The organism is Candidatus Nitrotoga fabula (assembly GCF_905221025.1).
GTDB classification, from domain to species: domain Bacteria; phylum Pseudomonadota; class Gammaproteobacteria; order Burkholderiales; family Gallionellaceae; genus Nitrotoga; species Nitrotoga fabula.
In genome coordinates this window covers 83,096-105,324 of record NZ_CAJNBL010000002.1, presented here as the reverse complement: position 1 = coordinate 105,324, position 22,229 = coordinate 83,096, and the positions used below count along the sequence as shown (strand labels likewise).

24 protein-coding genes are annotated in these 22,229 nt (G+C 50.9%); 15 read left to right on the top strand and 9 right to left on the bottom strand.

What is annotated here, in order from left to right:
* Positions 1 to 108: 108 nt before the first annotated feature.
* Positions 109 to 402 carry a hypothetical protein gene (locus tag KJA68_RS00590; protein ID WP_213034985.1) on the bottom strand — a complete coding sequence of 98 codons (294 nt, stop codon included), beginning with the start codon at positions 400 to 402 and terminating at the stop codon, positions 109 to 111.
* Between KJA68_RS00590 and KJA68_RS00585 the strand changes: the two genes are divergently transcribed.
* The 3 genes from KJA68_RS00585 (at position 401) to KJA68_RS00575 (ending at position 1,747) form a co-directional block, all read left to right on the top strand.
* A complete protein-coding gene (locus KJA68_RS00585) occupies positions 401 to 820 on the top strand; it encodes an outer membrane lipoprotein (RefSeq protein WP_213034984.1) in 420 nt (139 codons plus the stop codon). The two genes, KJA68_RS00590 and KJA68_RS00585, sit on opposite strands and share 2 nt — an antisense overlap.
* 155 nt (positions 821 to 975) lie before the next feature.
* Entirely contained in the window at positions 976 to 1,389 is a 414-nt protein-coding gene (gene rnk, locus KJA68_RS00580) for a nucleoside diphosphate kinase regulator (protein WP_213034983.1), read from the top strand.
* Positions 1,367 to 1,747 carry a helix-hairpin-helix domain-containing protein gene (locus KJA68_RS00575; RefSeq protein WP_213034982.1) on the top strand — a complete coding sequence of 127 codons (381 nt, stop codon included), beginning with the start codon at positions 1,367 to 1,369 and terminating at the stop codon, positions 1,745 to 1,747. The genes rnk and KJA68_RS00575 overlap by 23 nt, the downstream gene beginning before the upstream one ends.
* A 115-nt stretch (positions 1,748 to 1,862) precedes the next feature.
* Here the strand turns inward: KJA68_RS00575 and KJA68_RS00570 are convergent, their stop codons facing one another.
* A complete protein-coding gene (locus KJA68_RS00570; RefSeq protein ID WP_213034981.1) occupies positions 1,863 to 2,336 on the bottom strand; it encodes a CreA family protein in 474 nt (157 codons plus the stop codon).
* A gap of 281 nt (positions 2,337 to 2,617) precedes the next feature.
* Between KJA68_RS00570 and KJA68_RS00565 the strand changes: the two genes are divergently transcribed.
* Together KJA68_RS00565 and KJA68_RS00560 are read left to right on the top strand one after the other, a co-directional pair.
* Complete coding sequence (locus tag KJA68_RS00565; RefSeq protein WP_213035002.1) at positions 2,618 to 3,976, top strand: glycosyltransferase family A protein; 1,359 nt, start codon at positions 2,618 to 2,620, stop codon at positions 3,974 to 3,976.
* Between the two features lie 7 nt (positions 3,977 to 3,983).
* On the top strand, positions 3,984 to 4,904 hold the full coding sequence (locus KJA68_RS00560) for a glycosyltransferase family 2 protein (RefSeq protein WP_213034980.1): 921 nt from the start codon (positions 3,984 to 3,986) through the stop codon (positions 4,902 to 4,904).
* A 58-nt stretch (positions 4,905 to 4,962) separates the two neighbouring features.
* Here the strand turns inward: KJA68_RS00560 and prmB are convergent, their stop codons facing one another.
* The 5 genes from prmB to dapC all read right to left on the bottom strand — a co-directional run bounded on the left by prmB (position 4,963) and on the right by dapC (position 9,598).
* Complete coding sequence (gene prmB / locus KJA68_RS00555) at positions 4,963 to 5,871, bottom strand: 50S ribosomal protein L3 N(5)-glutamine methyltransferase (RefSeq protein ID WP_213034979.1); 909 nt, start codon at positions 5,869 to 5,871, stop codon at positions 4,963 to 4,965.
* A complete protein-coding gene (gene dapE, locus KJA68_RS00550; protein WP_213034978.1) occupies positions 5,868 to 7,001 on the bottom strand; it encodes a succinyl-diaminopimelate desuccinylase in 1,134 nt (377 codons plus the stop codon). The genes prmB and dapE overlap by 4 nt, the downstream gene beginning before the upstream one ends.
* A gap of 7 nt (positions 7,002 to 7,008) precedes the next feature.
* Positions 7,009 to 7,365, bottom strand: a complete 357-nt coding sequence (locus KJA68_RS00545; protein ID WP_213034977.1) for an ArsC family reductase — start codon at positions 7,363 to 7,365, stop codon at positions 7,009 to 7,011.
* Positions 7,366 to 7,578: 213 nt separating this feature from the next.
* The gene (gene dapD, locus KJA68_RS00540) at positions 7,579 to 8,400 is read right to left on the bottom strand and encodes a 2,3,4,5-tetrahydropyridine-2,6-dicarboxylate N-succinyltransferase (protein WP_213034976.1); all 822 of its coding nucleotides are present in this window, start codon (positions 8,398 to 8,400) and stop codon (positions 7,579 to 7,581) included.
* A gap of 7 nt (positions 8,401 to 8,407) precedes the next feature.
* A complete protein-coding gene (dapC, locus tag KJA68_RS00535; protein ID WP_213034975.1) occupies positions 8,408 to 9,598 on the bottom strand; it encodes a succinyldiaminopimelate transaminase in 1,191 nt (396 codons plus the stop codon).
* 46 nt (positions 9,599 to 9,644) lie between these two features.
* Here dapC and KJA68_RS00530 point away from each other — a divergent pair, with 46 nt between their 5' ends.
* The 8 genes from KJA68_RS00530 to KJA68_RS00495 all read left to right on the top strand — a co-directional run bounded on the left by KJA68_RS00530 (position 9,645) and on the right by KJA68_RS00495 (position 17,688).
* Positions 9,645 to 10,559 (top strand): DMT family transporter, encoded by a 915-nt coding sequence (locus KJA68_RS00530; protein WP_213034974.1) that lies wholly within the window; start codon positions 9,645 to 9,647, stop codon positions 10,557 to 10,559.
* Positions 10,560 to 11,177, top strand: coding sequence for a dTMP kinase (gene tmk, locus KJA68_RS00525; protein ID WP_213034973.1), 618 nt, complete (start codon positions 10,560 to 10,562; stop codon positions 11,175 to 11,177).
* A 306-nt stretch (positions 11,178 to 11,483) separates the two neighbouring features.
* The gene (locus tag KJA68_RS00520; protein WP_213034972.1) at positions 11,484 to 12,674 is read left to right on the top strand and encodes a cell division protein ZipA C-terminal FtsZ-binding domain-containing protein; all 1,191 of its coding nucleotides are present in this window, start codon (positions 11,484 to 11,486) and stop codon (positions 12,672 to 12,674) included.
* Positions 12,675 to 12,700: 26 nt separating this feature from the next.
* Positions 12,701 to 14,722 (top strand): NAD-dependent DNA ligase LigA, encoded by a 2,022-nt coding sequence (gene ligA, locus KJA68_RS00515; protein ID WP_213034971.1) that lies wholly within the window; start codon positions 12,701 to 12,703, stop codon positions 14,720 to 14,722.
* A gap of 62 nt (positions 14,723 to 14,784) precedes the next feature.
* Entirely contained in the window at positions 14,785 to 15,666 is an 882-nt protein-coding gene (gene galU, locus KJA68_RS00510; RefSeq protein WP_213034970.1) for a UTP--glucose-1-phosphate uridylyltransferase GalU, read from the top strand.
* Positions 15,656 to 16,204, top strand: coding sequence for a hypoxanthine-guanine phosphoribosyltransferase (locus KJA68_RS00505; RefSeq protein WP_213034969.1), 549 nt, complete (start codon positions 15,656 to 15,658; stop codon positions 16,202 to 16,204). The genes galU and KJA68_RS00505 overlap by 11 nt, the downstream gene beginning before the upstream one ends.
* A 160-nt stretch (positions 16,205 to 16,364) precedes the next feature.
* Positions 16,365 to 17,111, top strand: a complete 747-nt coding sequence (locus KJA68_RS00500; protein ID WP_213034968.1) for an S-methyl-5'-thioinosine phosphorylase — start codon at positions 16,365 to 16,367, stop codon at positions 17,109 to 17,111.
* Complete coding sequence (locus tag KJA68_RS00495; RefSeq protein WP_213034967.1) at positions 17,101 to 17,688, top strand: peptide deformylase; 588 nt, start codon at positions 17,101 to 17,103, stop codon at positions 17,686 to 17,688. The genes KJA68_RS00500 and KJA68_RS00495 overlap by 11 nt, the downstream gene beginning before the upstream one ends.
* Positions 17,689 to 17,759: 71 nt before the next feature.
* On the opposite strand, the gene fumC is transcribed toward KJA68_RS00495, so the two are convergent.
* Complete coding sequence (gene fumC / locus KJA68_RS00490; RefSeq protein ID WP_213034966.1) at positions 17,760 to 19,142, bottom strand: class II fumarate hydratase; 1,383 nt, start codon at positions 19,140 to 19,142, stop codon at positions 17,760 to 17,762.
* Positions 19,143 to 19,161: 19 nt separating this feature from the next.
* Positions 19,162 to 19,953, bottom strand: a complete 792-nt coding sequence (locus tag KJA68_RS00485; RefSeq protein WP_213034965.1) for a class I SAM-dependent methyltransferase — start codon at positions 19,951 to 19,953, stop codon at positions 19,162 to 19,164.
* Positions 19,954 to 20,459: 506 nt separating this feature from the next.
* Here KJA68_RS00485 and minC point away from each other — a divergent pair.
* Complete coding sequence (gene minC / locus KJA68_RS00480) at positions 20,460 to 21,344, top strand: septum site-determining protein MinC (protein WP_213034964.1); 885 nt, start codon at positions 20,460 to 20,462, stop codon at positions 21,342 to 21,344.
* Positions 21,345 to 21,413: 69 nt separating this feature from the next.
* Positions 21,414 to 22,229 carry a septum site-determining protein MinD gene (minD, locus tag KJA68_RS00475; RefSeq protein ID WP_213034963.1) on the top strand — a complete coding sequence of 272 codons (816 nt, stop codon included), beginning with the start codon at positions 21,414 to 21,416 and terminating at the stop codon, positions 22,227 to 22,229.

Below are 22,229 nucleotides of genomic sequence, written 5' to 3'. Positions count from 1 at the left end.
TGGATGATTATTTTTTTTATTCGTATTAATATAAACAAGAGTAGACACCATAGAAAATCCTGTTGTGTCACGTTATTCAGCGGAGTCTGGCCGTAATAATTCAGGCAATTAATTTTCCGGGTTCGAAAGGTAAATCATGAAACAGTCTGGGTGGGCAATCATTTTTTTCGCGCTGATATTGTCAGCCTGCGGGGATAAAAGCGAGCAGGCATCGACGCCTGCCGCGCCAGTTCCGGTAGCGGGCAGTGCGCCTGCCACTGCACCGCCTGTATCCGCGTCAGGGCAGGCGCAGGCGCCAGCCAGTATGACATCCGGGGCCATGCCGGCCCAGCCGGTTGCCGTTTCACCGGCACCGGTGGCATCCCCCAGTCCGCCTGTTCCGGCAGTGGCACAGCCAGCCATGGTCCCGCCACCGCCAGGCGCTGTTTCTTCCGCCGTTCCGCCTCCGGCTGTTCCTTATGCCGTTCCGCCTCCGGCCGAAGCGGTGTGTAATTCATGCGGAACAGTAAGCGATGTCAAGACCGTCAAAATCGAAGGGGAGGGCAGCGGGGTGGGAGCAGTTGCAGGCGGATTACTGGGTGGTTTGATTGGCAACCAGATTGGTGGCGGAACGGGTAAAGACCTGGCAACCATCGGTGTAGCTGCAGGGGGTGCCTATGTTGGCCATCAGGTGGAAAAGCAGGTAAAATCCGATACTCAGTACCGTGTCATCGTGAAGATGGACAACGGCTCCAGCAAGACTTTCAAGTATTCCGATCCAGTCAGTTTTCAGGCCGGGGATCGCGTCAGGGTGAGGAATGGCAAGCTGACCCGCCTTTAGGAATTGCCTGAACGGATTTCGAGAATGGCAATCGGTTCATGTTGTCTTTTGATGTGGATGGATACCCCGCTCTGCGCGCAAGTTGTGCTGACGGTTTGATTACACGAAAGCTTGAAGGTCACAATAACAAGTTTCAATCATGCAAGCGATGAACCATGAATACCCGACCTAAAATCATTATCTCTTCCGTGGATGCGGACAGGCTTGACCGGTTGCTGGATTCCTTATCCAGCGATGTTTTTCCTGGAAAGGAGGAACTGGAAGCCGAGCTTGCGCGGGCAGAAATCGTCGATCCGGAAGATGTCCCGCCTACCGTGGTAACCATGAATTCCACCGTCACATTCCGGGTGGAATCTTCGTCCCAAAGTTTTACCATGCAGCTGGTATATCCAAAGGATATGGATTCCAGCAGCAACAAGATCTCCATTCTGGCACCTGTAGGAAGCGCCCTCCTGGGTCTTTCCCAAGGAGATGAAATTGAATGGCCCAAACCGGGGGGCGGGGTATTGCATGTCCGTATTGAAACCGTAACCTACCAGCCTGAACGTGCTGGAGAATATCACCGGTAACCCGGGATCCCTGCGTGGCGATGGATTGCATCTGGCACGTTATCCCGTACTTCGGGCGAGAACCCTCATGAATCCGGCAAAAGTCAGGCGCTCCTGTGTCCGGCAGCTGACGGACCTGCCCAATGTGGGTCCGGCAGTGGCGGGCATGCTGAAAATGATTGATATTCATTCCCCGGCACAGCTTGCAGGCAGGGATCCGTTGCAGTTGTACCGCGATATCTGCGATAAAAGCGGTAAGCGGCAAAATCCCTGTCTGCTGGATGTCATGCTTTCGATTACCCGCTTCATGGATGGAGAAGAGCCTCAGCCGTGGTGGGCTTATACCGAGGAACGCAAGCAACGATTTGACCGGGTATAAATGATTCTGCCGAATGTTGTGCCATGACTGGCTACAGGTATGGAAAACCATGCCGATTCCGGTTCATGCGATAGATCGCCCGGGCCGCTCACGGCATGCGGCAGGATGATCGACTCTATGGACGGTTTCCCCAGGGCATGACCGGTACTGTGGAGATGCTGTTCGCAGGCGCTCCTTCTATCAGTTTGCGGCTGATCGCCAGATAGATCAGGGTATTATTTGCCTGGTCCCACATGCGAATGATGCGGGTTTCCTTGAACAGAATGGAGGTATCTTCCGTAAAAACGGTTTCATCCTTCGGGAACTTTGCTGGCAGGGTAATCTGCCCTGTCTGGCGACAGGAAAGTGAAAACTGCGATGGATCTTCCGCAAGACCGAGTGAACCGGATACCCCACCTTTTCTGGCCTGACTGACATGACAGGTAACCCCGGGGAGCTTGGGGTCGTGGAAGGCTTCGACGCAGACTTTATGGCTGGCGCCAATGAGCTTCCATGCAGTGGTCACGCAGCCGATGGTTTCTGCATTCGCTGGCCAGCAGGCGATCAGCAGACAAAATGCCAGAAATTTTGCAGATGACGGGTTTTTCATAGGGGATGATCCTGTTCGGGTCGCAATTCCTGTTGCCGTATGCTAGCATTTTCTATCGATTAACTGTTTACGGCAATCCAGAATATGTATTGACTTGGATTTTGAGTGGTTTTAGTTTGAGTTACCCAATGCATTGTTACCTTGGCAATGAATTGGGGTGCAATTTCGGCATGTTGCATACCGGTAGCATTAATGCATGGCTCATTCATTGCGTGGCTCGCCATATCTGCTTTACATAAATATGACAACCCGACAGAATTCAAACACGGCAGGCAGGTGCAATGGCTAACTTGTTGCGAAATGCACCCTGTGCCTGCAACAGTGGTTTGCGGTACAAACATTGCTGCGGTTCATTGGCCGGTGAAACTTCAAAGGGTTTGAATTCCAGGCGTCAGGCTGCGCTCATATTGCAGAAAGCCGGGAGATCCTTTGAGGCGATCGAGGCATACGATGCCATTCTCCTGGAGCAGGGAAATGACTGGGAAGTTGCGCACATGAGGGCTCTCGCGTATCTGCAGATTGGCCTGATGGATGAGGCGCGCGTTGCCTTTGCGGCATTGCTCTCGACTCCTGTGGTGCATTTTGATGGTTTCTGGTCGAATCTTGGCCTGCTGCTGGCTTCTGTTTGCTCCGACCCGCTATCTGTGGCTGTCCAGAGCAAGCTGAATGCATACCGTTGCATGCATCCGGTATTGAAGGCAACCCGCGCCGGCAAGGAACAGACTGCTTGTTCATCGTCCGATAACTATCCTTCCGTATCAGTGGTCATGCCGGCTTACATGCATGCAGGTTATGTCTCCGAGGCAATCGGTTCCGTGTTTTCACAGACCCGGCCACCGCTGGAACTGATCGTGATTGATGATGGTTCCACCGATGGCACGGCTGAGTCCTGCCGTGCAGCTCTGGCTTCGGCTCCGTTTCCGGTTACATTGATCGCCCGCGAAAACCGGGGAGCCGCCACCACCCTGAATCAGGGCATCCAGATGGCAAAAGGGGACTATATCCAGCTCCTCAATTCGGACGACAGGCTTCCGGCAGATCGCATAGAAACGATGCTGGATTCCTTGCTGGAAAGAAATGCGGAGTGGGGTTTTGCGCGGGTATCTTTCATGGATGGCAATGGGCACGCTTTCAGACAGCATGAAAACAACCGCCAGATCGGGTTGATGGCACAACAGAATGCAGCAGTGATGTGCCCCACGCTTGGGCTGGCGATGCTTCGTGCAAATTCCGCCATTACCAGCGGTAATCTCATGTTCCGCAAGAATCTCTGGGAAACACTGGGTGGATTTCATGACTACCGATATAACCATGATTGGGATTTCTGCCTGCGCGCAACACTGGAAAGCGAGCCTGTTCTGGTGCCACATTCCCTGTACGAATACCGTATTCATGAACGGAATACCATCAGCGAATCATTCCATGCACCGCGCATGGAACAGCGCAAGGTCATGGCCAGCTTTGTCCGCGCAGCACTGAACCATCCCCCCCGGGCGAACCATTTTTCTCCTACCCTGGCCAATTGGGGGGGGGAGTTTATTGCACTGCTTGGCCTGACCGAGGCGTTACAGCATTTACCGATCGAAATAGTCGAGCAGGCTCTTCAGGAGCCTCACTCTTTCACCATACCTATAGGATAAGAGAATCATGATGCGCGTTTCCCTGATCGTGACGTCTGAACCGGATGATTATCACCATAAGCAGCGAGATTTCTTTTCCTCGGTATCTGCGCAAAACTATCCTTATGATGCATTTGAATTTATTCTGGTCGATGGCCTGCACAGAATCTCCACAGCAAAAGATTTTGCTGATTTTCGCCAGCACCATCCTGAAATCTCCGCTTCGCTTTTGTCCTGCTCCAGCCCGGCGCGGTCGGTTCAAAACAACCTGGGTGCCGCACATGCCAGCGGCGAATTACTGATATTCCTCGGGGACGATTTCGATCCTTCCCCAGGTTTGATTTCATCTTATGTGGAATATCACACGCTGAATCCGGATGTGAATGCAGTGGGGATAGGCCCCGGATTATTTCCGGATCCTATCCGGGAAGACTTTTTCTGCCGCTGGCTTGAAGATTCCGGTCAGGTATTTGGCTTGCCCATGCGTCGCGCCATGGCAAATTGGCCCAGCCATTTTTTTTATGTCGGCAATGCATCCATCCGGAAAGAAAAATTTCAGTCTCTGGGTGGATTTAATGAAAATTTCCTGAATGATGCCGGAGACGATTTTGAATTTGGCAGGCGTCTGGTTCAGAGTGGTGGATATTCGCAGTTTGTTTACGGGGCTATTGCGACTCACCGGCATACGGTTTCTATCGAGGAGCGTTGCAAGTCCCTGGAGATAGCCGGGAAATCTTCACAACTGCACGAAAATCTGTACCCTGGCCAGGAGCAACCCTGGCATGTCATCACGCATCGAAACGGCGAACCGGTTCTTCCTTACAGCGACGCTGTTCTTTCCGTTCCACCGGCCGGTTCTTCCAGCAGCACCCAGGTTGCCTTTTATGGCAGACGGCTGGAAAATGCATTCCGTCGTGGTTATTTTGGTTCAGGTGAAAAGACAGACTGAATCAGGATATCCCACGGCATCCCAATTTCAGGACAGTCAAAGGCGATATGGGAAGAATTCAGTCCAAATCCTCGCGTCGAAGCAAGAAGACAAACTCATTTCCTGCGGAAACTTCCAGCCAGACAAACGGAAGTTCGGGATAAGCGACTTCGAGTACAGAGCGGTTGTGGCCAATTTCCACGATCAGCAATCCGTCCGGTTTAAGATACCGTGCTGCCTGTTCCAGAATCTTTCGGGTGGCATCCAGCCCATCGTCACCACTGCCAAGCGCCAGACGCGGTTCATGCAGATATTCCGGGGGCAGCGTGTCCATGGAAGGAGCATCGACATAAGGCGGGTTGCTGATGATCAGGTCGTATTGTCTGCCCTTCAGACTTGAGAACAGATCGGATTCAATGAGGTGAACCCGAGAATCTAACCCATATTCCGTTGTATTGCGTTGTGCCACTTCCAGTGCTGCGGCAGAAATATCCACTGCATCTACTATGGCATCCGGGAAGGCATGCGCAGCCAGGATGGCCAGACAGCCGCTTCCAGTGCACAGATCCAGCACGTCCCTGATGCTTTCCGCTTCCGCAATCCAGGGAGAAAATTGTTCCCGGATCAGTTCGGCGATAAATGAACGCGGTACGATTACGCGCGGGTCCACATAAAAATGAAAATCTCCCAACCAGGCTTCACTGGTCAGGTATGCGGCAGGGATTCTTTTTTCGATGCGTTGATGCAGTAGTTCCAGCAGTGCCTCTTTTTCATTTGCAGTGAGACGAGCATCCAGAAAAGGATTCAGCGTATCCAGTGGCAGATGCAGGACGTGCAGGATCAGATAGGCCGCTTCGTCGTAGGCACTGGCCGAACCATGTCCAAAGCTGAGCTTTGCTTCATTGAATGCGCTCACTGCAAAACGCAGCCAGTCCCGAACGGTGTATAACTGGCTGGAAGCGGTATCCAAACAGTGCAGCCTGCTCATGATTGTCTGGAAAGCAGAATGGCCAGCGTGCGCCGGTAAATTTCGGACAATATCTCCAGGTCGTCTACGGCTACGCATTCATTCAGCTGGTGTATGGTTGCATTCAGCGGCCCCAGCTCGATTACCTGCGGGCAGATATCGGCGATGAAGCGTCCATCCGAAGTGCCGCCACTGGTAGAAAGTTCGGTAACGATTCCGGTGACTTGCTCGATGGCGTTGCTTACCGCATCCACAAGATTGCCGCGTGGGGTAAGGAAAGGCCTCCCGGATAGAGCCCAGGCCAGGTCATACTCCAGTCCGTGCCGGTCCAGGATGGCATGGGTTCTTTGCTTCAGGCCTTCTACTGTGCTGGCGGTTGAGAAGCGGAAATTGAATTCGATGTTTACCGTGCCGGGGATGACATTGGTTGCTCCGGTTCCACCATGTATATTGGAAATCTGCCAGGAAGTAGCCGGAAAATATTCATTGCCCTGGTCCCATACCGTAGCGGCCAGTTCGGCGATTGCCGGAGCGGCAAGGTGGATCGGATTTCTGGCAAGATGCGGGTAAGCGATGTGACCTTGCACTCCTTTTACGGTGAGCGTCCCGGAGAGGGAGCCACGTCGTCCGTTTTTAATGGTATCCCCGGTCCGGGTGGAGGAGGTAGGTTCGCCCAGAATACAGTAATCGATTTTTTCTCCACGCAGTTTCAGCTCGTCTACTACACGTACGGTGCCATTGACGGCGATGCCTTCTTCATCGGAAGTCAGCAGCAGGGCGATGCTTCCGTCATGTTCAGGGTGTTCTGCCACAAACTTTTCGACCGAGGTGACGAAGGCAGCCAGGGAACCTTTCATATCGGCAGCGCCACGCCCGTACAATTTTCCATCGCGTATCACTGGAGTAAAGGGGTCAGAATGCCACTGGTCCAGCGGGCCGGTCGGCACAACGTCCGTATGGCCTGCCAGGCATACGATGGGATGCTTCTGGCCACGCCGCGCCCACAAGTTGTCCACGTTCTCGTAACGCAATCTTTCAAGTGTGAATCCCAGCGATTCAAGGCGCGCACCAATGATATCGAGGCAGCCTTCATCCAGTGGGGTGACGGAACGGCAGGCGATCAGTTGTTTGGCAAGTTCTAGAGTGGACATAGCGTAATCAGGTCGTGATAGGGAAGAATTTTTCAAGTGTGGCTTGGTCGAAACCGATATGCAGCAATCTGCCATCCTGTTCCAGTAAAGGGCGTTTTATCAGGCTGGGATTTTCCAGTAACAAGGGTAATGCACTGGCATTGTTCGAGACAGACTTTTTCTGCTCTTCCGATAAACCACGCCAAGTCAGGCCCTTGCGATTAATCAGGCTCTCCCAGCCAGCCTGTTGCAGCCAAAGCTGCGCCTGTTGTGGCGCAATTCCATGTTTTTTAAAATCGTGAAACTGGTATGCGATGCCATGTTCTTCCAGCCAGCGTCGGGTTTTTCTGACTGAGTCACAATTTGCTATGCCGTATAATTTCATCGGGTTGAATGTGTCCTGTACCGGGTAAATTCCGGCCGCATGGAACCATGCGACCGTGATGTCATGTTTGATAGGACAGAGACCGGTTTATGCAGTCTGTTTCCTGTTTTGCCACAGACGATACCCTCCTGCATCTAGCAAACCGGGGTTGCCGTCTTTCCGAGATGAAAGAGGGAATCGATTCCTTTTTTCAGGATCTGCTACGGAGAATGGCTAGATTCCTCTCAGCAGCTCGTTGATCCCCACTTTGGCCCGCGTCCTGGCGTCTACCTTTTTTACGATCACAGCACAATACAGGCTATAGCTACCATCCTTGGAAGGGAGATTCCCGGAAACCACTACGGAACCTGCCGGTACGCGCCCATAATGCACTTCTCCGGTTTCCCGATCGTAGATTTTTGTGCTTTGACCGATATATACCCCCATTGAGATGACTGCACCTTCTTCCACGATTACGCCTTCTACAATTTCTGAACGTGCGCCGATAAAGCAGTTATCCTCGATAATGGTCGGGTTCGCCTGGACTGGCTCCAGTACCCCGCCAATCCCTACTCCACCGCTCAGGTGCACATTCTTGCCAATCTGGGCGCAGGATCCTACGGTAGCCCAGGTGTCAACCATGGTGCCTTCATCCACGTACGCGCCAATGTTGACGTAAGAAGGCATCAGAACAACGTTTTTGGCGATGAATGCCCCCTTGCGGGCCGCAGCCGGGGGCACAACGCGGAACCCGCCATCGCGAAAATCACGCGAGTTGTAATCGGCAAATTTGGAAGCAACCTTGTCGTAATAATTGGTAAATCCTCCTTTGATGAAAAAATTGTCCTCCAGACGGAAAGACAGCAGCACGGCCTTTTTCAACCATTGGTGCGTAACCCACTGGCCATCCTTTTTTTCAGCCACCCGCAACGTGCCCTGGTCAAGATGACCGATCACGGTATCCACGGCATCTTTCAGTTTGGCGTCTGCATTGCGTGGCGTAATTTCGGCACGGTGTTCAAAGGAGGTTTCAATGATCTGTTGCAGTTGTTCCATGATTTTCCTAAGTTAATTTGCGGGTAAATTCGGCAATGCGGTGCGCAGCTTCTATCGTTTCACCCAGTTCTGCAACCAAGGCGATACGAACATGGTATTCACCAGGATTGGTTCCGTTTGAATCACGCGCCAGAAAACTGCCGGGCAGTACGGCGACATTATAATCCTGATGCAGTCCTTGCGCGAAAACCTTATCCGGCACAGGCACCCGCAGCCACAGATAGAAACCGGCATCCGGGAGAGTTACCGGCAATACGGGGTTTAATATTCCACTCACTTGCAAAAACTTTTCCGCATACATGCGGCGATTTTCGGCAACATGTGCTTCATCCTGCCAGGCGGCAATACTGGCAGCCTGTACCGCGGGATTCATGGCACAGCCGTGATAGGTGCGATACAGCGTGAATTTCTCGAGTATTCTGGCGTCGCCAGCAACAAACCCGGAACGCATCCCGGGTACATTGGAGCGTTTCGACAGGCTGAAAAATGAAACCAGATTGCGAAAATCGCTGCGTCCCAGTTCTTTTGCTGCCTGGAGCGCGCCCATTGGTGGCGTATCGAAATATATTTCGGAATAGCATTCATCGGCAGCAATGACCAGGTTATATTGATCGGCCAGATCGAACAATTCTTTCCATTCTTTCAGTCCCAGAACGCGTCCGGTGGGGTTTCCGGGAGAGCAGACGTAAATAAGCTGCGCACGCTCCCAAACCTGCTTCGGCAGCTGATCGGGGTTCAGCCCGAAATTATCTCCAGGCAGCGTATTGAGAAAATAGGGCGTGGCGCCAGCCAGCAGAGCGGCTCCTTCGTAGATCTGGTAGAACGGATTAGGACAAACTACGACTGGATTGACGCGCTTGCGATCAACTACAGCCTGTGCAAAAGCAAACAGCGCTTCGCGGCTGCCATTTACTGGCAACACTTGCGATTTTGGATCCAGCGGAGGAAGGTTGTAACGTTCCTGCAACCAACTGGTCATGCTGTTACGCAGACTATCGCTACCGGTAGTTGTGGGATAATTTGAAAGCCCAGTCAGATTTGCGCTGAGCGCATCACGGATAAACTGCGGGGTTTCATGCTTGGGTTCCCCGATGTGCAGACTGATTGCACGGTAAGTCGGATCAGGGGTAACGGAGCCGAACAGTGCAGCAAGCTTCTGAAAAGGGTAGGGTTGCAGTCGGTCGAGATCAGGATTCATGATTGGTTGAATAAACTGGCTGGGTGCAATTATAAAGGCGTAACAGGTGTCATCAAAACAAAAAATTTTATCGGTTGCAGGCCTGCTTAGCGGCGCTCTGGTTTGGGGGGTGATGTGGTATCCCTATCGTTTGTTGCATGGGATGGGGGTAGGCGGTATTTTGTCCACGCTGATCACTTATTGCGTGGCAATGTTACTGGGCCTGTTCTTCATGGGGCCGATATGGCGCGAATTGAGGCATGCCGGGTGGCAGAGCATAGTCTTGCTGGCAAGTGCAGGATGGACCAATCTGGGCTATGTGCTTGCAACGCTGGAAGGCGAAATAATGCGCGTCATGCTGCTATTCTATCTCGCTCCCCTATGGACGTTGTTTTTTTCATATTGGCTGCTGCGGGAAAAATTGAATTCATTCGGCTATGCAATTATTTTGCTTTCCCTTTCCGGGGCGTTCGTAATTCTGTGGGATGCGCGTCATGGATTGCCGCTGCCGCAGAATCTTGCGGAATGGATCGGCCTTTCTGCGGGCATGAGTTTTGCCCTGATGAATGTCATGGTGCGTCGCATCCAGCATCTGAGCCTGAATTTCAAAGTGGTGAGCGCCTGGTTTGGCACGGCATTGTTCACTGCCGTGCTGGCAGGATATCAAGACAGCTTCATGACCGGTTTGCAGAACATTCCGACGGATGCATGGGGGTGGTTGCTGGCGGTCGGGCTGGCGATATGCGTCATTACCTATTCGGTGCAGTACGGTCTGACTCACCTGCCTGCCAATCAGGCGATTGTCCTGTTTCTGTCTGAGCTGGTTTTTGCAGCTGTATCTGCCTACCTGCTGGCAGGGGAAGAAATCGGCTCAAGGGAAATCATCGGTGCCGGATTGATTGTTTCTGCCAGCTTGCTGTCTGGCAAAATACATCATCATTCATCCACAAACAAAATAAAGTCAGCCTGGGAGAATAAATAAATGAATAAGGCAAAATTTATCAGCTTTGAAGGTATCGATGGTGCAGGAAAAAGTACCCATCTAGGCTGGTTTGCCGACAGTCTGCGCGATCAGGGTAAAAACGTGCTGGTAACGCGTGAACCGGGCGGCACCCCGCTGGGGGAACGCATCAGGGAAATATTACTCAGTCAGCCGATGCTGGCCGAAACCGAGACATTATTAATGTTTGCCACCCGCTTTGAGCATATCGAGCAAGTGATCAAACCAGCCCTGCAACAGGGCACCTGGGTGATTTCCGATCGCTTCAGTGATGCCAGTTATGCCTATCAAAGCGGGGGCAGAGGAATCTCTCTGCCGAAGATGGAACAGCTTGAAAGCTGGGTACACGGTCGTTTTCAGCCGGATCTGACGCTCTTATTCGATCTTCCGGTTGATGTTGCGCGTCATCGACTGTCCGCAAATGTTACCCTGGATCGATTCGAACAGGAAAAAAGGGGGTTTTTCGAGAAGGTGAGGGAAGCCTACCTGTCTCGCTGCAGAAAATATCCAGAACGCATAGTGCTGATTGACGCTTCCCGAACACCAGAGGAAATTAAAAAAGATCTGGGCCAGGCAATTCAATCCTTATTGCTAAAATAAATCGTTATATTTATTCACGAAAGCTGCTATATATATAAATATTTGAATTGCTGGCACAGTATTGCCATGCAACGGTTAGGCAATATTGGTGGTTATTGCAGAAATTTTAAACTATTTGCTGTCTGTCACGGTTACGTCCGAACGGGAATGCCATCGGTCTCATTTATAAGTGGCATCTTTATAAATAAGTGGCATCGCAACAAATCGTGTCTTTTGCCATTTCCCGGCTCTCTTGCGATAATTGAATTCAAATAGGAAAAACTATGCTGCTTAGCCAAATAATTAACCTGCCATATCATTCTCCCTATGAGTGAACTACAAATTAGTTTGATCAGCATCGGTTTGGTCGTGATTCTGATAATCTGCATATACAACTGGTGGCAGCAACGCCAGTACCGCCGTAAATTCAGGGAGGCGTTCCAGCATCAACATGAGGATGCGCTATACCACCAGTCTTCCGATGAATCCGCTTTAAATCCGGATAAGCACTTCATTCCCTCCACGGAAGAAACCCCCATCGCTTCTTCCATCGAACCAGCGGCGATTAACCAGGCAATCGAATTGACATCAGCAGGGCAGCCAGAGGAATTACTTGAAAATACAGAGAAAGAGATGGTTTCTGCTGGTCTGATGTCAGACGAGGAGTCATCCGCCAAACCGGTTGAACAATCCCTTTGCGCCTCGCTGGGCGAAAAAACCGATTATATTGCCGCAATGTCTTTTAAAGACCCGCAGGGAGCCGGAGCTTTGACCTCGCTGTGGCAGCAGAGATTCGATTTTGGCAAGAACATCCATGTGTGCGGCTGGAATGCAACAAGTGGCGAATGGGAGAAGGTAATCGCAGAAAGCAAACCGCTATATCGTTCCTTGCGGCTGGCATTGCAACTTGTCAGCCGCTCGGGAGCGGTGAGCGAACCCAAATTAAAGGATTTTCGTGAATTGATCCGGACGATTGCTACAAAACTGCATGCGGATGTAATCTTACCGGACGTATCAGAAGCAGCTGCTCGTGCGCAGGAACTGGATAATTTCTGCGCAACCGTAGACCAGATCATCGCTTTCAATATCGTGCCTGAAGAGGCGCAGCTGTTTAACGGAGATGGAGTGGCAAGAGCAGCTGAACGTCTTGGCATGCAGTTTCTGGCAGATGGTGCATTTCACATGACCGATACCCATGGGCGTACGTTATTCAGCCTGTGCAATGAAGACAACACGCCATTTCAGTATCACACCCTGAGCCAGTTGCAGATCAGGTGCCTGACCTTGCTTCTGGACGTCCCGTGTGTGGAAGAGCCCGCTCTGGTTTTTGATGATATGGTAATTTTGGCGAGAAAGCTGTCCATTGAACTGGGTGGAAACATCGTGGATGCGAACCATGTGTCACTAAAGGAAAGAAGCATCATGCTGATTCGCGATCGCATTGTTACGGTGGAGACAAACATGCAGCACAGCGGCATGGTTCCTGGAAGCGCCCTTGCACGCAGGCTGTTTTCCTGAAATTTCCTGCTTCCAGGGTAACAAAAATGAATGAACCGGCACCACAGCGGATCGATTTTTTATGTCACGAAATCGAGCGGCATAACTACCAGTATTATGTGCTGGATGATCCGCTGATTTCCGATGCGGAATATGACTCAATGTTCCGTGAACTGCAGTCACTGGAAAGGCAATATCCATCCCTTGTCGCTCCGGATTCACCCACCCTGCGGATTGGAGCTCCTCCACTGCAAGCTTTTGCCAAGATCAGGCATCGCACCCCGATGCTCTCGCTCAATAATGCGTTTAGTGAGGCGGAAGTACTGGCTTTTGATGATCGCATTCGCGAGTTGTTGAACATACCGGTGGTTGAATATGCAGTTGAACCGAAGTTTGATGGCCTGGCGGTAACTCTGGTATATCGCGATGGGCTGTTTGTTCAGGGAGCAACTCGCGGAGATGGTGAAACGGGGGAAGATGTAACCCAAAACCTGCGTACCGTGCGTAATATTCCATTAAGGTTGAATCAGGAACAAACGACCTGTCCCATTCCTCTTATAGAAATCAGGGGTGAGGTAATGATGTTCAAGGAGGATTTTTTTGAACTCAACCGCCGACAGACAGAACGGGGCGAAAAAACGTTTGCCAATCCGCGTAATGCCGCAGCAGGGTCTTTACGTCAGCTTGACCCGCAGGCTACGTCCCGCCGGCACTTGAGCTTTTATGCGTATGGAACAGGAGTAGTGGAAGGATATATCCTGCCTGACACACATTCCGGGCAGATGGAATCCCTGAAGGAGCTGTCCATCCCTGTTCCATTGCAACGCAGGGTAGTGCATGGAACGGAAGGACTTCTTGCCTTTTTCCGGGAAATTGGCGAACTGCGCAAGGATTTGCCCTATGAAATTGATGGAGTGGTATACAAGGTCAACAATATTGCGCAGCAAGCTAGGCTGGGGTACGTGGCAAGGGCACCGCGCTTCGCCATTGCGCACAAATTTCCGGCAGAAGAAGCCCTGACTACGGTTCTGGACATCGAGGTACAGGTAGGGCGCACGGGCGCGTTGACTCCAGTGGCGCGGCTTGTTCCGGTATTTGTCGGCGGGGTGACCGTAACAAATGCTACGTTACATAACGAGGAGGAAATGCGTCGCAAGGATATTCGAATTGGCGACACGGTCAGTGTCCGGCGTGCCGGAGATGTCATTCCGGAAGTGGTACGCGTCCTGATCGAACGGCGCCCTTTGGATACCATGGAATTCCAGATGCCGAAGGTTTGCCCGGTATGTGGTTCACATGTTACGAAGGAAGCGGATGAAGCAGTATGGCGCTGCAGCGGGGGGCTATTCTGTCCAGCGCAACGCAAGCGTGCGCTGCTGCACTTTGCCAGTCAGCGTGCACTGAATGTGGACGGGCTCGGGGAAAAACTGGTGGATCAACTGGTTGACCGGAATCTGGTCCACACTCCAGCGGATTTATACCAGCTTGATTTGCAGACCCTGACCCGGCTGGAGCGCATGGCTGAAAAATCAGCCCAAAATTTACTGGATGCAATCGAGCACAGCAAGCAGACTTCTCTTGCCCGTTTCATCTATGCCCTGGGCATAAGGAATGTTGGTGAAGCAACGGCAAAGGAACTGGCGCGTTATTTCGTCACTCTGAATAAACTCTTGGCAGCCGATAAGGCGAGCCTGCAACTGGTGCCCGACATTGGACCGGTTGTTGCACAAAGCATCGCAGCCTTTTTTTTCGAACCGCACAATATCAAAGTTATAAACCAGTTACGGGCTGCAGGGGTGCAGTGGCCGGAAGAGGTCAACCATGGCGTGCCTGTGGATTCATTGAACGGCAAGATTTTCGTATTGACCGGAACACTTGTCAGCATGAGCCGCGAAGAGGCAAAATCAAAAATCGAGGCGCTGGGGGCACGGGTTTCCGGAAGCGTTTCTAAAAAAACCAGTTATGTGGTGGCAGGGGCCGAAGCAGGCAGCAAGCTCGGCAAAGCAGTGGAACTGGATGTAACCGTGTTAAATGAGGCGGAATTTCTGGCGTTGTTGACGCGAAAATAATCACCCTTCGTTGTTTGGGACCGTTTCCTTGCCACACAGAGCCTAATAATTATCGAGAAAATATGAATAAGATCACTAAAGCCGTGTTTCCGGTAGCCGGGCTGGGAAGCCGTTTTCTACCTGCAACCAAGGCCAGCCCGAAAGAAATGATGCCTGTAGTGGATAAGCCATTAATCCAGTATGCCGTGGAAGAAGCAGTCGCAGCAGGCATTACCGACCTGGTTTTCATCACAGGCCGCAACAAGCGTGCAATTGAGGATCATTTTGACACAGCCTATGAAATTGAAGCCGAGCTTTACGCACGCGGGAAGACCGAGTTATTGCGTGCCGTCCAGGATGTTATCCCCAAGAATGTGAACTGCATTTACATCCGCCAGTCAGAAGCACTTGGATTAGGCCATGCTGTACTTTGCGCACAACCTGTCGTGAACAATGAACCGTTTGCAGTAATTCTGGCCGATGACCTGATCGCAGGGGATATTTCCACGATAAAGCAAATGGTAGAAGTGTATCAGCGCCATCCGTGCTCCATCCTCGGTGTGCAGGATGTTCCTCTCATGCAGACAGGGAATTATGGCATAGTAAGCAGCAGCGTTCTGGAACAAAATGTGGAGCAGGTACACGCCATTATTGAAAAACCAAGACCGTCAGATGCCCCTTCCACTTTGGCTGTCGTGGGGCGCTACATCCTGACGCCAGGTATTTTTGATCATTTGTCGCAATTACAGACCGGGGCAGGCGGGGAAATTCAATTAACGGATGGTATTTCAGCCTTGATCCAGAATGAAAAAGTTCTGGCATATCGGTTTAACGGCACTCGTTATGATTGCGGTTCCAAGCTTGGATACCTTAAGGCGAGCATCGCATTTGGCCTGAAGCATTCGGACACTAGAGAGGAGTTTGCCGCTTATCTCAAAGAGCTATGCGGCAAAAATGAATTCTGATCTGCAGGCCAAAAGCATTCTGGATCAGGCAGAGATCCTGATCCCTGCTGAACAGGTACAGACGGCCGTTGCCAATATTGCATGCAAATTGAATGCCGCATTAACGGGAACCTGCCCGCTGGTATTGTCAGTAATGGGGGGTGCAGTGGTTTTTACCGGGCAGTTACTGCCCCAGCTTACCTTCCCCCTGGATTTTGATTATATCCACGTATCGCGCTATGGCAACAGCCAGGAAGGGGGAAGTTTGAACTGGAAGGTTGAGCCACGCGAAAATGTGTCAGGCCGTATCGTGCTGGTGCTGGATGATCTCCTCGACGAGGGTGAAACTCTGGCCGCGATCCGGCAGCGTGTAATGGCTCTCGGGGCAAGCAGGTTTTACAGTGCGGTGTTTGCAGTCAAGCAGACGAAGAAAATCAGGCCTGTTCATGCCGATTTTTTTGGGGTGGAATTGCCGTGCCGTTTTGTATTCGGTTTTGGCATGGATATACAAGGCAAGTGGCGAAATCTTCCTGCTGTATATGCATTAAGGGAAAAATAAGCACAAACTCATATTATTAACAAATAACTTTATGTTTTCCAATATTATATTGATATATAAGCATATTTTTATATGACCATCACAATTTTGGTGATCTCCGCAAGGGATGAGATTGGGCGACAGGTGAACCATCGGATTTTCATAAGGTGAAGATACAGGAATGTTAGCGATTATCGGAGGTACAGGACTGACGAAACTGTCCAATCTGGAAATCATGCATCGGCAGGTGATGCGGACTCCCTATGGGGAACCTTCCGGGACAATTATCTTTGGTCGTCTGCGCCAGCATGAAGTCATGTTTATTGCCCGCCATGGCTATGGACATACTATCCCACCCCATATGGTGAATTATCGTGCCAACCTGTGGGCGCTAAGAGAGCAGGGTGCAAAAAAAGTAATTGCTGTGGCTGCAGTTGCAGGAATCAGACCCGATTTTGAACCGGGCATGCTGATCGTGCCGGACCAGATTATTGACTATACCTATGGTCGTGCTTTCACTATCTTTGATGGGTGCGACTGTCCGGTTACCAACATCGATTTTACTGAGCCGTATTCTCAGGAATTGCGCCAGAAAATCCTGAATGCCAGCAAATGTGCCAATATACCCTGCCTGGATGGAGGAGTATATGCCGCAACGCAGGGCCCCCGTCTTGATACCATAGCTGAAGTCAACCGCATGGAACGGGATGGCGCAGACATGGCCGGAATGACCGGTATGCCGGAAACTTCTCTGGCCAAGGAACTTGGATTGAGCTATGCCACGATTGCAGTTGTGCTGAACCACGCAGCAGGACGGAAGAGCAGCCGCAACCGGGTATCCCTGGAATCCATTCCTGGTGTGGCGCAAACGGCCATGGTCCATGTGCGTTCCATTCTTGAATGCCTGGTGGAAGCAGATGACGATTAGACAAGTGTTGCGTATGGGTGATGCACGCCTGCTGCGTCGTGCGGAAGAGGTTACCGACTTTGATACTCCGGAACTGCACACACTGTTGCTCGACATGAGAGACACCATGAAATCCCTGAATGGTGCCGGACTGGCTGCCCCGCAGATAGGCGTTCATTTGCGCGTGGTTATTTTTGGCGGAAGATTCAACCCGCGCTATCCGGATGCCGAAGTCGTTCCGGAGACCGTATTGATCAATCCGGTGATCACACCCCTGACAGCATCGGGAAAACCGTACAATTTGCACGGTTCAAATGCGGCCATATCAGACCGTGAAAATATGGAAGATGGCTGGGAAGGGTGCCTGAGTGTCCCGGGGTTACGTGGATTGGTGCCGCGTTTCCGATCCATTCATTATCGCGGTCAGAATGAGTCTGGAACCTGGACAGACCGTACTGTAAGCGGTTTTCATGCTCGCGTAGTACAACATGAGTGCGATCATCTGGACGGAATACTTTATCCTATGCGCATGCGCGACCTGAGCCAGTTCGGATTTACCAGTGTGCTGTATCCCGACTCACATCTGGTAGAAGAATAGCTATCCGGAAGGACCCGGCTGAACTGCACCCGGTATGCAGAATATAGCCGCGGGAAAGTGCGCCGGGTAAGTCAGGTCATGTTCGCTGGTTGTACCCAACGATCAAATTCTTCTTCAGTGACATAACCAAGCAGCAATGCTGTCTGCTTGAGTGTGCTGCCGTCCCGGTGGGCTTGCTTGGCAATTTTGGCTGCCTTGTCGTAACCGATATGCGGGGTCAGGGCAGTTACCAGCATCAGGGAACGCTCCACCAGTTCCGCGATACGCTCATGGTTGGCCTGGATGCCGCGTATGCAGTGTTCCTCAATACTGGTCATCCCATCTGCGAGCAGCCGAACACTTTGCAGGAAATTGTGGGCAATGAGCGGTTTGTAAACATTGAGTTCAAAATTTCCGGCAGCCCCGCCCATGTTGATGGCAACATCATTGCCAAAAACCTGGCAGCAAAGCATGGTTAATGCTTCGCACTGGGTAGGATTGACCTTTCCCGGCATGATCGAACTTCCCGGCTCATTTTCCGGAATGCTGATTTCTCCAAGGCCAGAACGCGGCCCCGACGCCATCCAGCGTATGTCGTTCGCAATTTTCATCAGGACGGCGGCAAGTGTTTTGAGCATACCATGGGCAGCCACAAGGGCATCATGCGCAGCCAGTGCCGCGAATTTGTTGCTGGCGCTCCGGAAAGGCAGGCCGGTGCTGCGAGCCAGATCTTTGGCAACACGCTCCCCGAATTCTGCATGTGTGTTGAGTCCGGTGCCAACTGCAGTGCCTCCGACTGCAAGTTCACACAGAGAGGGCAGGGAAGTCTGGATCAGGGATTCAGCATATTCCAGCTGAGCCACATAGGCAGAAAATTCCTGACCCAAGGTCAGTGGGGTTGCATCCTGCAGGTGTGTACGGCCAATTTTGACAATGTCATGAAAAACGCGGCACTTTTCCTCCAGAGACTGGCGCAATTTACCTAATGCGGGAAGCAGCGCCTGCGCGATGCCGAGGCTGGCTGCGACATGCATGGCAGTCGGAAAGATGTCATTGGACGACTGGCCGAGATTCACCTCGTCATTAGGATGAACCAGCCTATCCTTACCCCATTTTCCCCCGAGCAATTCCGAAGCACGGTTCGCGAGTACCTCGTTCAGATTCATGTTGGTCTGCGTACCAGAACCCGTTTGCCAGACAGAAAGGGGAAATTCATGTCCGTTCCGGCCGGCAAGAATCTCATCTGCCGCCTCCACAATGGCTTTCGCCTTGGCTGGGTCTAATAAACCCAGGTCACGATTGACCGATGCGCATGCCCGCTTGACCATGGCCAGGGCAAGAATGATTTCCTCAGGCATACGCTCGGTCGAAATGTGGAAATATTCTAGAGAACGCTGCGTCTGCGCACCCCAAAGGCGATCTGCTGCAACCTCGATAGGGCCAAAAGTGTCATACTCTGTTCTGGTTTGGGTCATACCGCTATTTTTCAGTTTATTATTTGGTAATAATATAAGCTTGCTGAATGCCAAAGCCTCCACCCGAAAAATCTTTCTCTATGTCAAAGAAAATCCGGTTAATCGGGTTGAAACCCGGGTATGCAGATGGATCGGTTACCAGTTCCCTCAAGAAGCGCGAGCCCAGGTAATAAATGGACGAGAACTCGTTCATCTTGTAGGACAGTACTTTCTTTTCATCAAGAAATTCATTCAGCTGATCTTTTTTCAGAAAACGGTTGGAATCATGCTCGATCAGGGGAGGCATATCCTTGAGCTGTCTCATTGCATTCAGCAAATTGAACGGCTCCAGAAAAGGCTCGGAGAAAATCACTTTGCCTCCCGGCTTGGCAACCCTCAGACACTCGTTCATGGCGATTTTCTGATCTTCCCAGGTAGGCATCAGCGTGATTACCCGTGTGGCATAAACGACATCGAATTTATCATCCGGAAATGGCAGTTCATTTATGTCACCGACCTGGAAATTTACGATATCATCCTTAAGCCACTGCGCTTTCTTCAGCAGGTTGGCCTGCTTAATCATGTTTTCAGCAAAATCCACTCCGGTAATGGAGCCTACATCCCTGTGTCGCTCCAGTTGCTGGAATGCAGAATATCCATTCGCGCATCCAACATCCAGAACATGATCCCCAGCCGAGATATGTTCGCTGATGGCTTCTATTTCCAGCTCGATCATGAACTGATCGCTCCATGATGCTAAAAAAGAGCCTTTATGGGTTTTCGCCTGATTTTCCCAGTATTCTTTAGCAGCATCTCTTTCGATCTTTTCCACTCTCTCTCCTTACGGGTTAAACTTAAAACAATGAATGATATAGGTTACTAGAAATAATTTCCTGCAATACAACTCATAAATTGCGCTTGTGAATGCCATCGCAGGTGCTGCCATGGCAATTAAACATGTAATATTACCATTTTTAACAATTAAAAAATCAATTGCCAAGCAATTGCCGCCTGTATCGGAGCGGCTTGCAATTGAATGATAATTTAGGTTAATTAATTGTTTTATTATATTGATTATTTAGGTATAATATCTAAAAATTTTTAATGGGAATCCTGAATGATTCGTTTCTGCCATTTCTCCAGAATGTGTGGAACAGGCGCGTCTGAATCTGAATGCTGATCATGTTACCATTACTAAATGTATTGTCATGGTTGGCTCAACCAGCCCGGGAATCAAAATGCCAAACCTCAGGCTTGCCCGTGAAACCGGGGACAGGGAAGCTGGATGCTTCGAGCCACCATTAATCCTTCCCTGCAACATATTTTTAAAACATAAAAATGGCACGTGTAGAACCGGCATTCAAACTTAAAACTGCAAATCTTTCCGTATTTGTGCTTCATATCAATACAACCGATATGGCGCAACTAAAACAGGAACTGGATGAGCGCTACCGAAAAACGCAGGGTTTTTTCTCAAACTCTCCGGTGGTTCTTGATTTATCTGCTATCGCAACTTGCGAGGCGACCCCTGATTTTTCAGATCTTCTATCATTCATGCTGGATCATGGCATGCGTGCATCGGGGGTAATCGGGGGCTCGGACAAACAGCGTTCAGCTGCAGCCCGATCTGGCCTTGGGCTGTTTACTGATCCTGCCTTTCGGTCCACCGTCAAGCCTGCACCCTTGCCCATTGCCTCGAATGAAAATCCTGCTCAGGAGTCTGAACCACGCAAGGAAGGCCATTCAAAGTCTGCGGCAGAGAAACCCGTGGCTGATAAAAAAATCGTAGCCGATAAAAAAGAGGAAGAAACGCAATCTGGAAACAGCCATTTTCCCGGGCAGAGTACAGGGCCGGCACAACCGGTTTTTGAGCCTGGTTCTGTTTCGAGTACCTCCATGCTCATCGACAAACCGGTTCGCACCGGTCAGCGAATTTATGCAAAAGGTGCAAGCCTGGTGGTTCTTGCCGCGGTAAATGCAGGGTCAGAGCTGATTGCAGACGGAGATATCCACATCTATGCTCCACTTCGTGGCCGTGCCATTGCTGGAGCCAATGGAAATGAAAAGGCACGCATCTTTACAAGCCTCCTGGAAGCGGAGCTGATCTCCATTGCAGGTTGCTTCAAGGTGTTCGAGAACGGTATTCCCGAAAATCTGCGTGGAAAACCTGTGCAGGCATTTCTGGATGGTCCCAATCTGGTCATCCGGCCTTTGCAGGATTAAAGGAAATTTCTGCATTTTGTAATTTAAATTTATAGGTAAAATACACAGATCTTGTTCAGGGGTAGAACCGTGGCTAAAGTTATTGTAGTGACATCAGGAAAAGGTGGGGTAGGGAAAACCACAACCAGTGCCAGTTTTTCCAGCGGCTTGGCTTTAAGGGGAAACAGGACCGTGGTTATTGATTTTGACGTAGGTCTGCGTAACCTGGATCTCATCATGGGCTGCGAGCGGCGCGTAGTTTATGACATCATCAATGTCATAAACAATGAAATATCCCTGAAGCAGGCCCTCATTAAGGACAAGAACTGCGACAACCTGTACATACTCCCTGCATCCCAGACACGGGACAAGGATGCGCTCAGCCTGGATGGTGTTGAAAGAATTCTCAACGAATTAAAAGAAACCTTTGATTTTATTGTATGCGATTCCCCTGCAGGCATTGAATCAGGCGCATTTACCGCAATGTATTTTGCAGATGAAGCCCTCATCGTAACCAATCCGGAGGTCTCCTCGGTACGGGATTCCGACCGTATCCTCGGAATACTCGCAGCCAAATCCAAGCGGGCTGTGGATGGCTTGGATCCGGTAAAAGAGCATCTTTTGATTACCCGTTATGATCCAAAGCGGGTTGAAGCTGGTGAAATGCTGTCTCTTACGGATATTCAGGAAATCCTGCGCATTCCACTGATTGGCGTGATTCCAGAATCGGAATCAGTACTCCAGGCATCCAATGCAGGCACCCCGGCTATCCATCTGGAAAAAAGCAATGTTGCAGAAGCTTACCGGGATGTAGTCGGACGCTTCATGGGAGAAGAAAATTTACCGATCCGGTTCACTACCGTTGAAAAGAAAAGTTTCCTGCAACGACTTCTGGGAGGTCGCTGA

Excerpts from the sequence above, each read along its gene's own strand:
- galU (WP_213034970.1), top strand. The coding sequence starts at position 14,785 with ATGAATAAGATCACTAAAGCCGTGTTTCCGGTAGCCGGGCTGGGAAGC.
- KJA68_RS00585 (WP_213034984.1), top strand. The coding sequence starts at position 401 with ATGGTCCCGCCACCGCCAGGCGCTGTTTCTTCCGCCGTTCCGCCTCCG.
- prmB (WP_213034979.1), bottom strand. The coding sequence starts at position 5,871 with ATGAGCAGGCTGCACTGTTTGGATACCGCTTCCAGCCAGTTATACACC.
- rnk (WP_213034983.1), top strand. The coding sequence starts at position 976 with ATGAATACCCGACCTAAAATCATTATCTCTTCCGTGGATGCGGACAGG.
- KJA68_RS00565 (WP_213035002.1), top strand. The coding sequence starts at position 2,618 with ATGGCTAACTTGTTGCGAAATGCACCCTGTGCCTGCAACAGTGGTTTG.
- KJA68_RS00505 (WP_213034969.1), top strand. The coding sequence starts at position 15,656 with ATGAATTCTGATCTGCAGGCCAAAAGCATTCTGGATCAGGCAGAGATC.
- fumC (WP_213034966.1), bottom strand. The coding sequence starts at position 19,142 with ATGACCCAAACCAGAACAGAGTATGACACTTTTGGCCCTATCGAGGTT.
- KJA68_RS00495 (WP_213034967.1), top strand. The coding sequence starts at position 17,101 with ATGACGATTAGACAAGTGTTGCGTATGGGTGATGCACGCCTGCTGCGT.
- dapC (WP_213034975.1), bottom strand. The coding sequence starts at position 9,598 with ATGAATCCTGATCTCGACCGACTGCAACCCTACCCTTTTCAGAAGCTT.
- tmk (WP_213034973.1), top strand. The coding sequence starts at position 10,560 with ATGAATAAGGCAAAATTTATCAGCTTTGAAGGTATCGATGGTGCAGGA.
- minC (WP_213034964.1), top strand. The coding sequence starts at position 20,460 with ATGGCACGTGTAGAACCGGCATTCAAACTTAAAACTGCAAATCTTTCC.
- KJA68_RS00545 (WP_213034977.1), bottom strand. The coding sequence starts at position 7,365 with ATGAAATTATACGGCATAGCAAATTGTGACTCAGTCAGAAAAACCCGA.
- KJA68_RS00500 (WP_213034968.1), top strand. The coding sequence starts at position 16,365 with ATGTTAGCGATTATCGGAGGTACAGGACTGACGAAACTGTCCAATCTG.
- KJA68_RS00570 (WP_213034981.1), bottom strand. The coding sequence starts at position 2,336 with ATGAAAAACCCGTCATCTGCAAAATTTCTGGCATTTTGTCTGCTGATC.
- ligA (WP_213034971.1), top strand. The coding sequence starts at position 12,701 with ATGAATGAACCGGCACCACAGCGGATCGATTTTTTATGTCACGAAATC.
- KJA68_RS00590 (WP_213034985.1), bottom strand. The coding sequence starts at position 402 with ATGGCTGGCTGTGCCACTGCCGGAACAGGCGGACTGGGGGATGCCACC.
- KJA68_RS00560 (WP_213034980.1), top strand. The coding sequence starts at position 3,984 with ATGATGCGCGTTTCCCTGATCGTGACGTCTGAACCGGATGATTATCAC.
- dapD (WP_213034976.1), bottom strand. The coding sequence starts at position 8,400 with ATGGAACAACTGCAACAGATCATTGAAACCTCCTTTGAACACCGTGCC.
- KJA68_RS00520 (WP_213034972.1), top strand. The coding sequence starts at position 11,484 with ATGAGTGAACTACAAATTAGTTTGATCAGCATCGGTTTGGTCGTGATT.
- dapE (WP_213034978.1), bottom strand. The coding sequence starts at position 7,001 with ATGTCCACTCTAGAACTTGCCAAACAACTGATCGCCTGCCGTTCCGTC.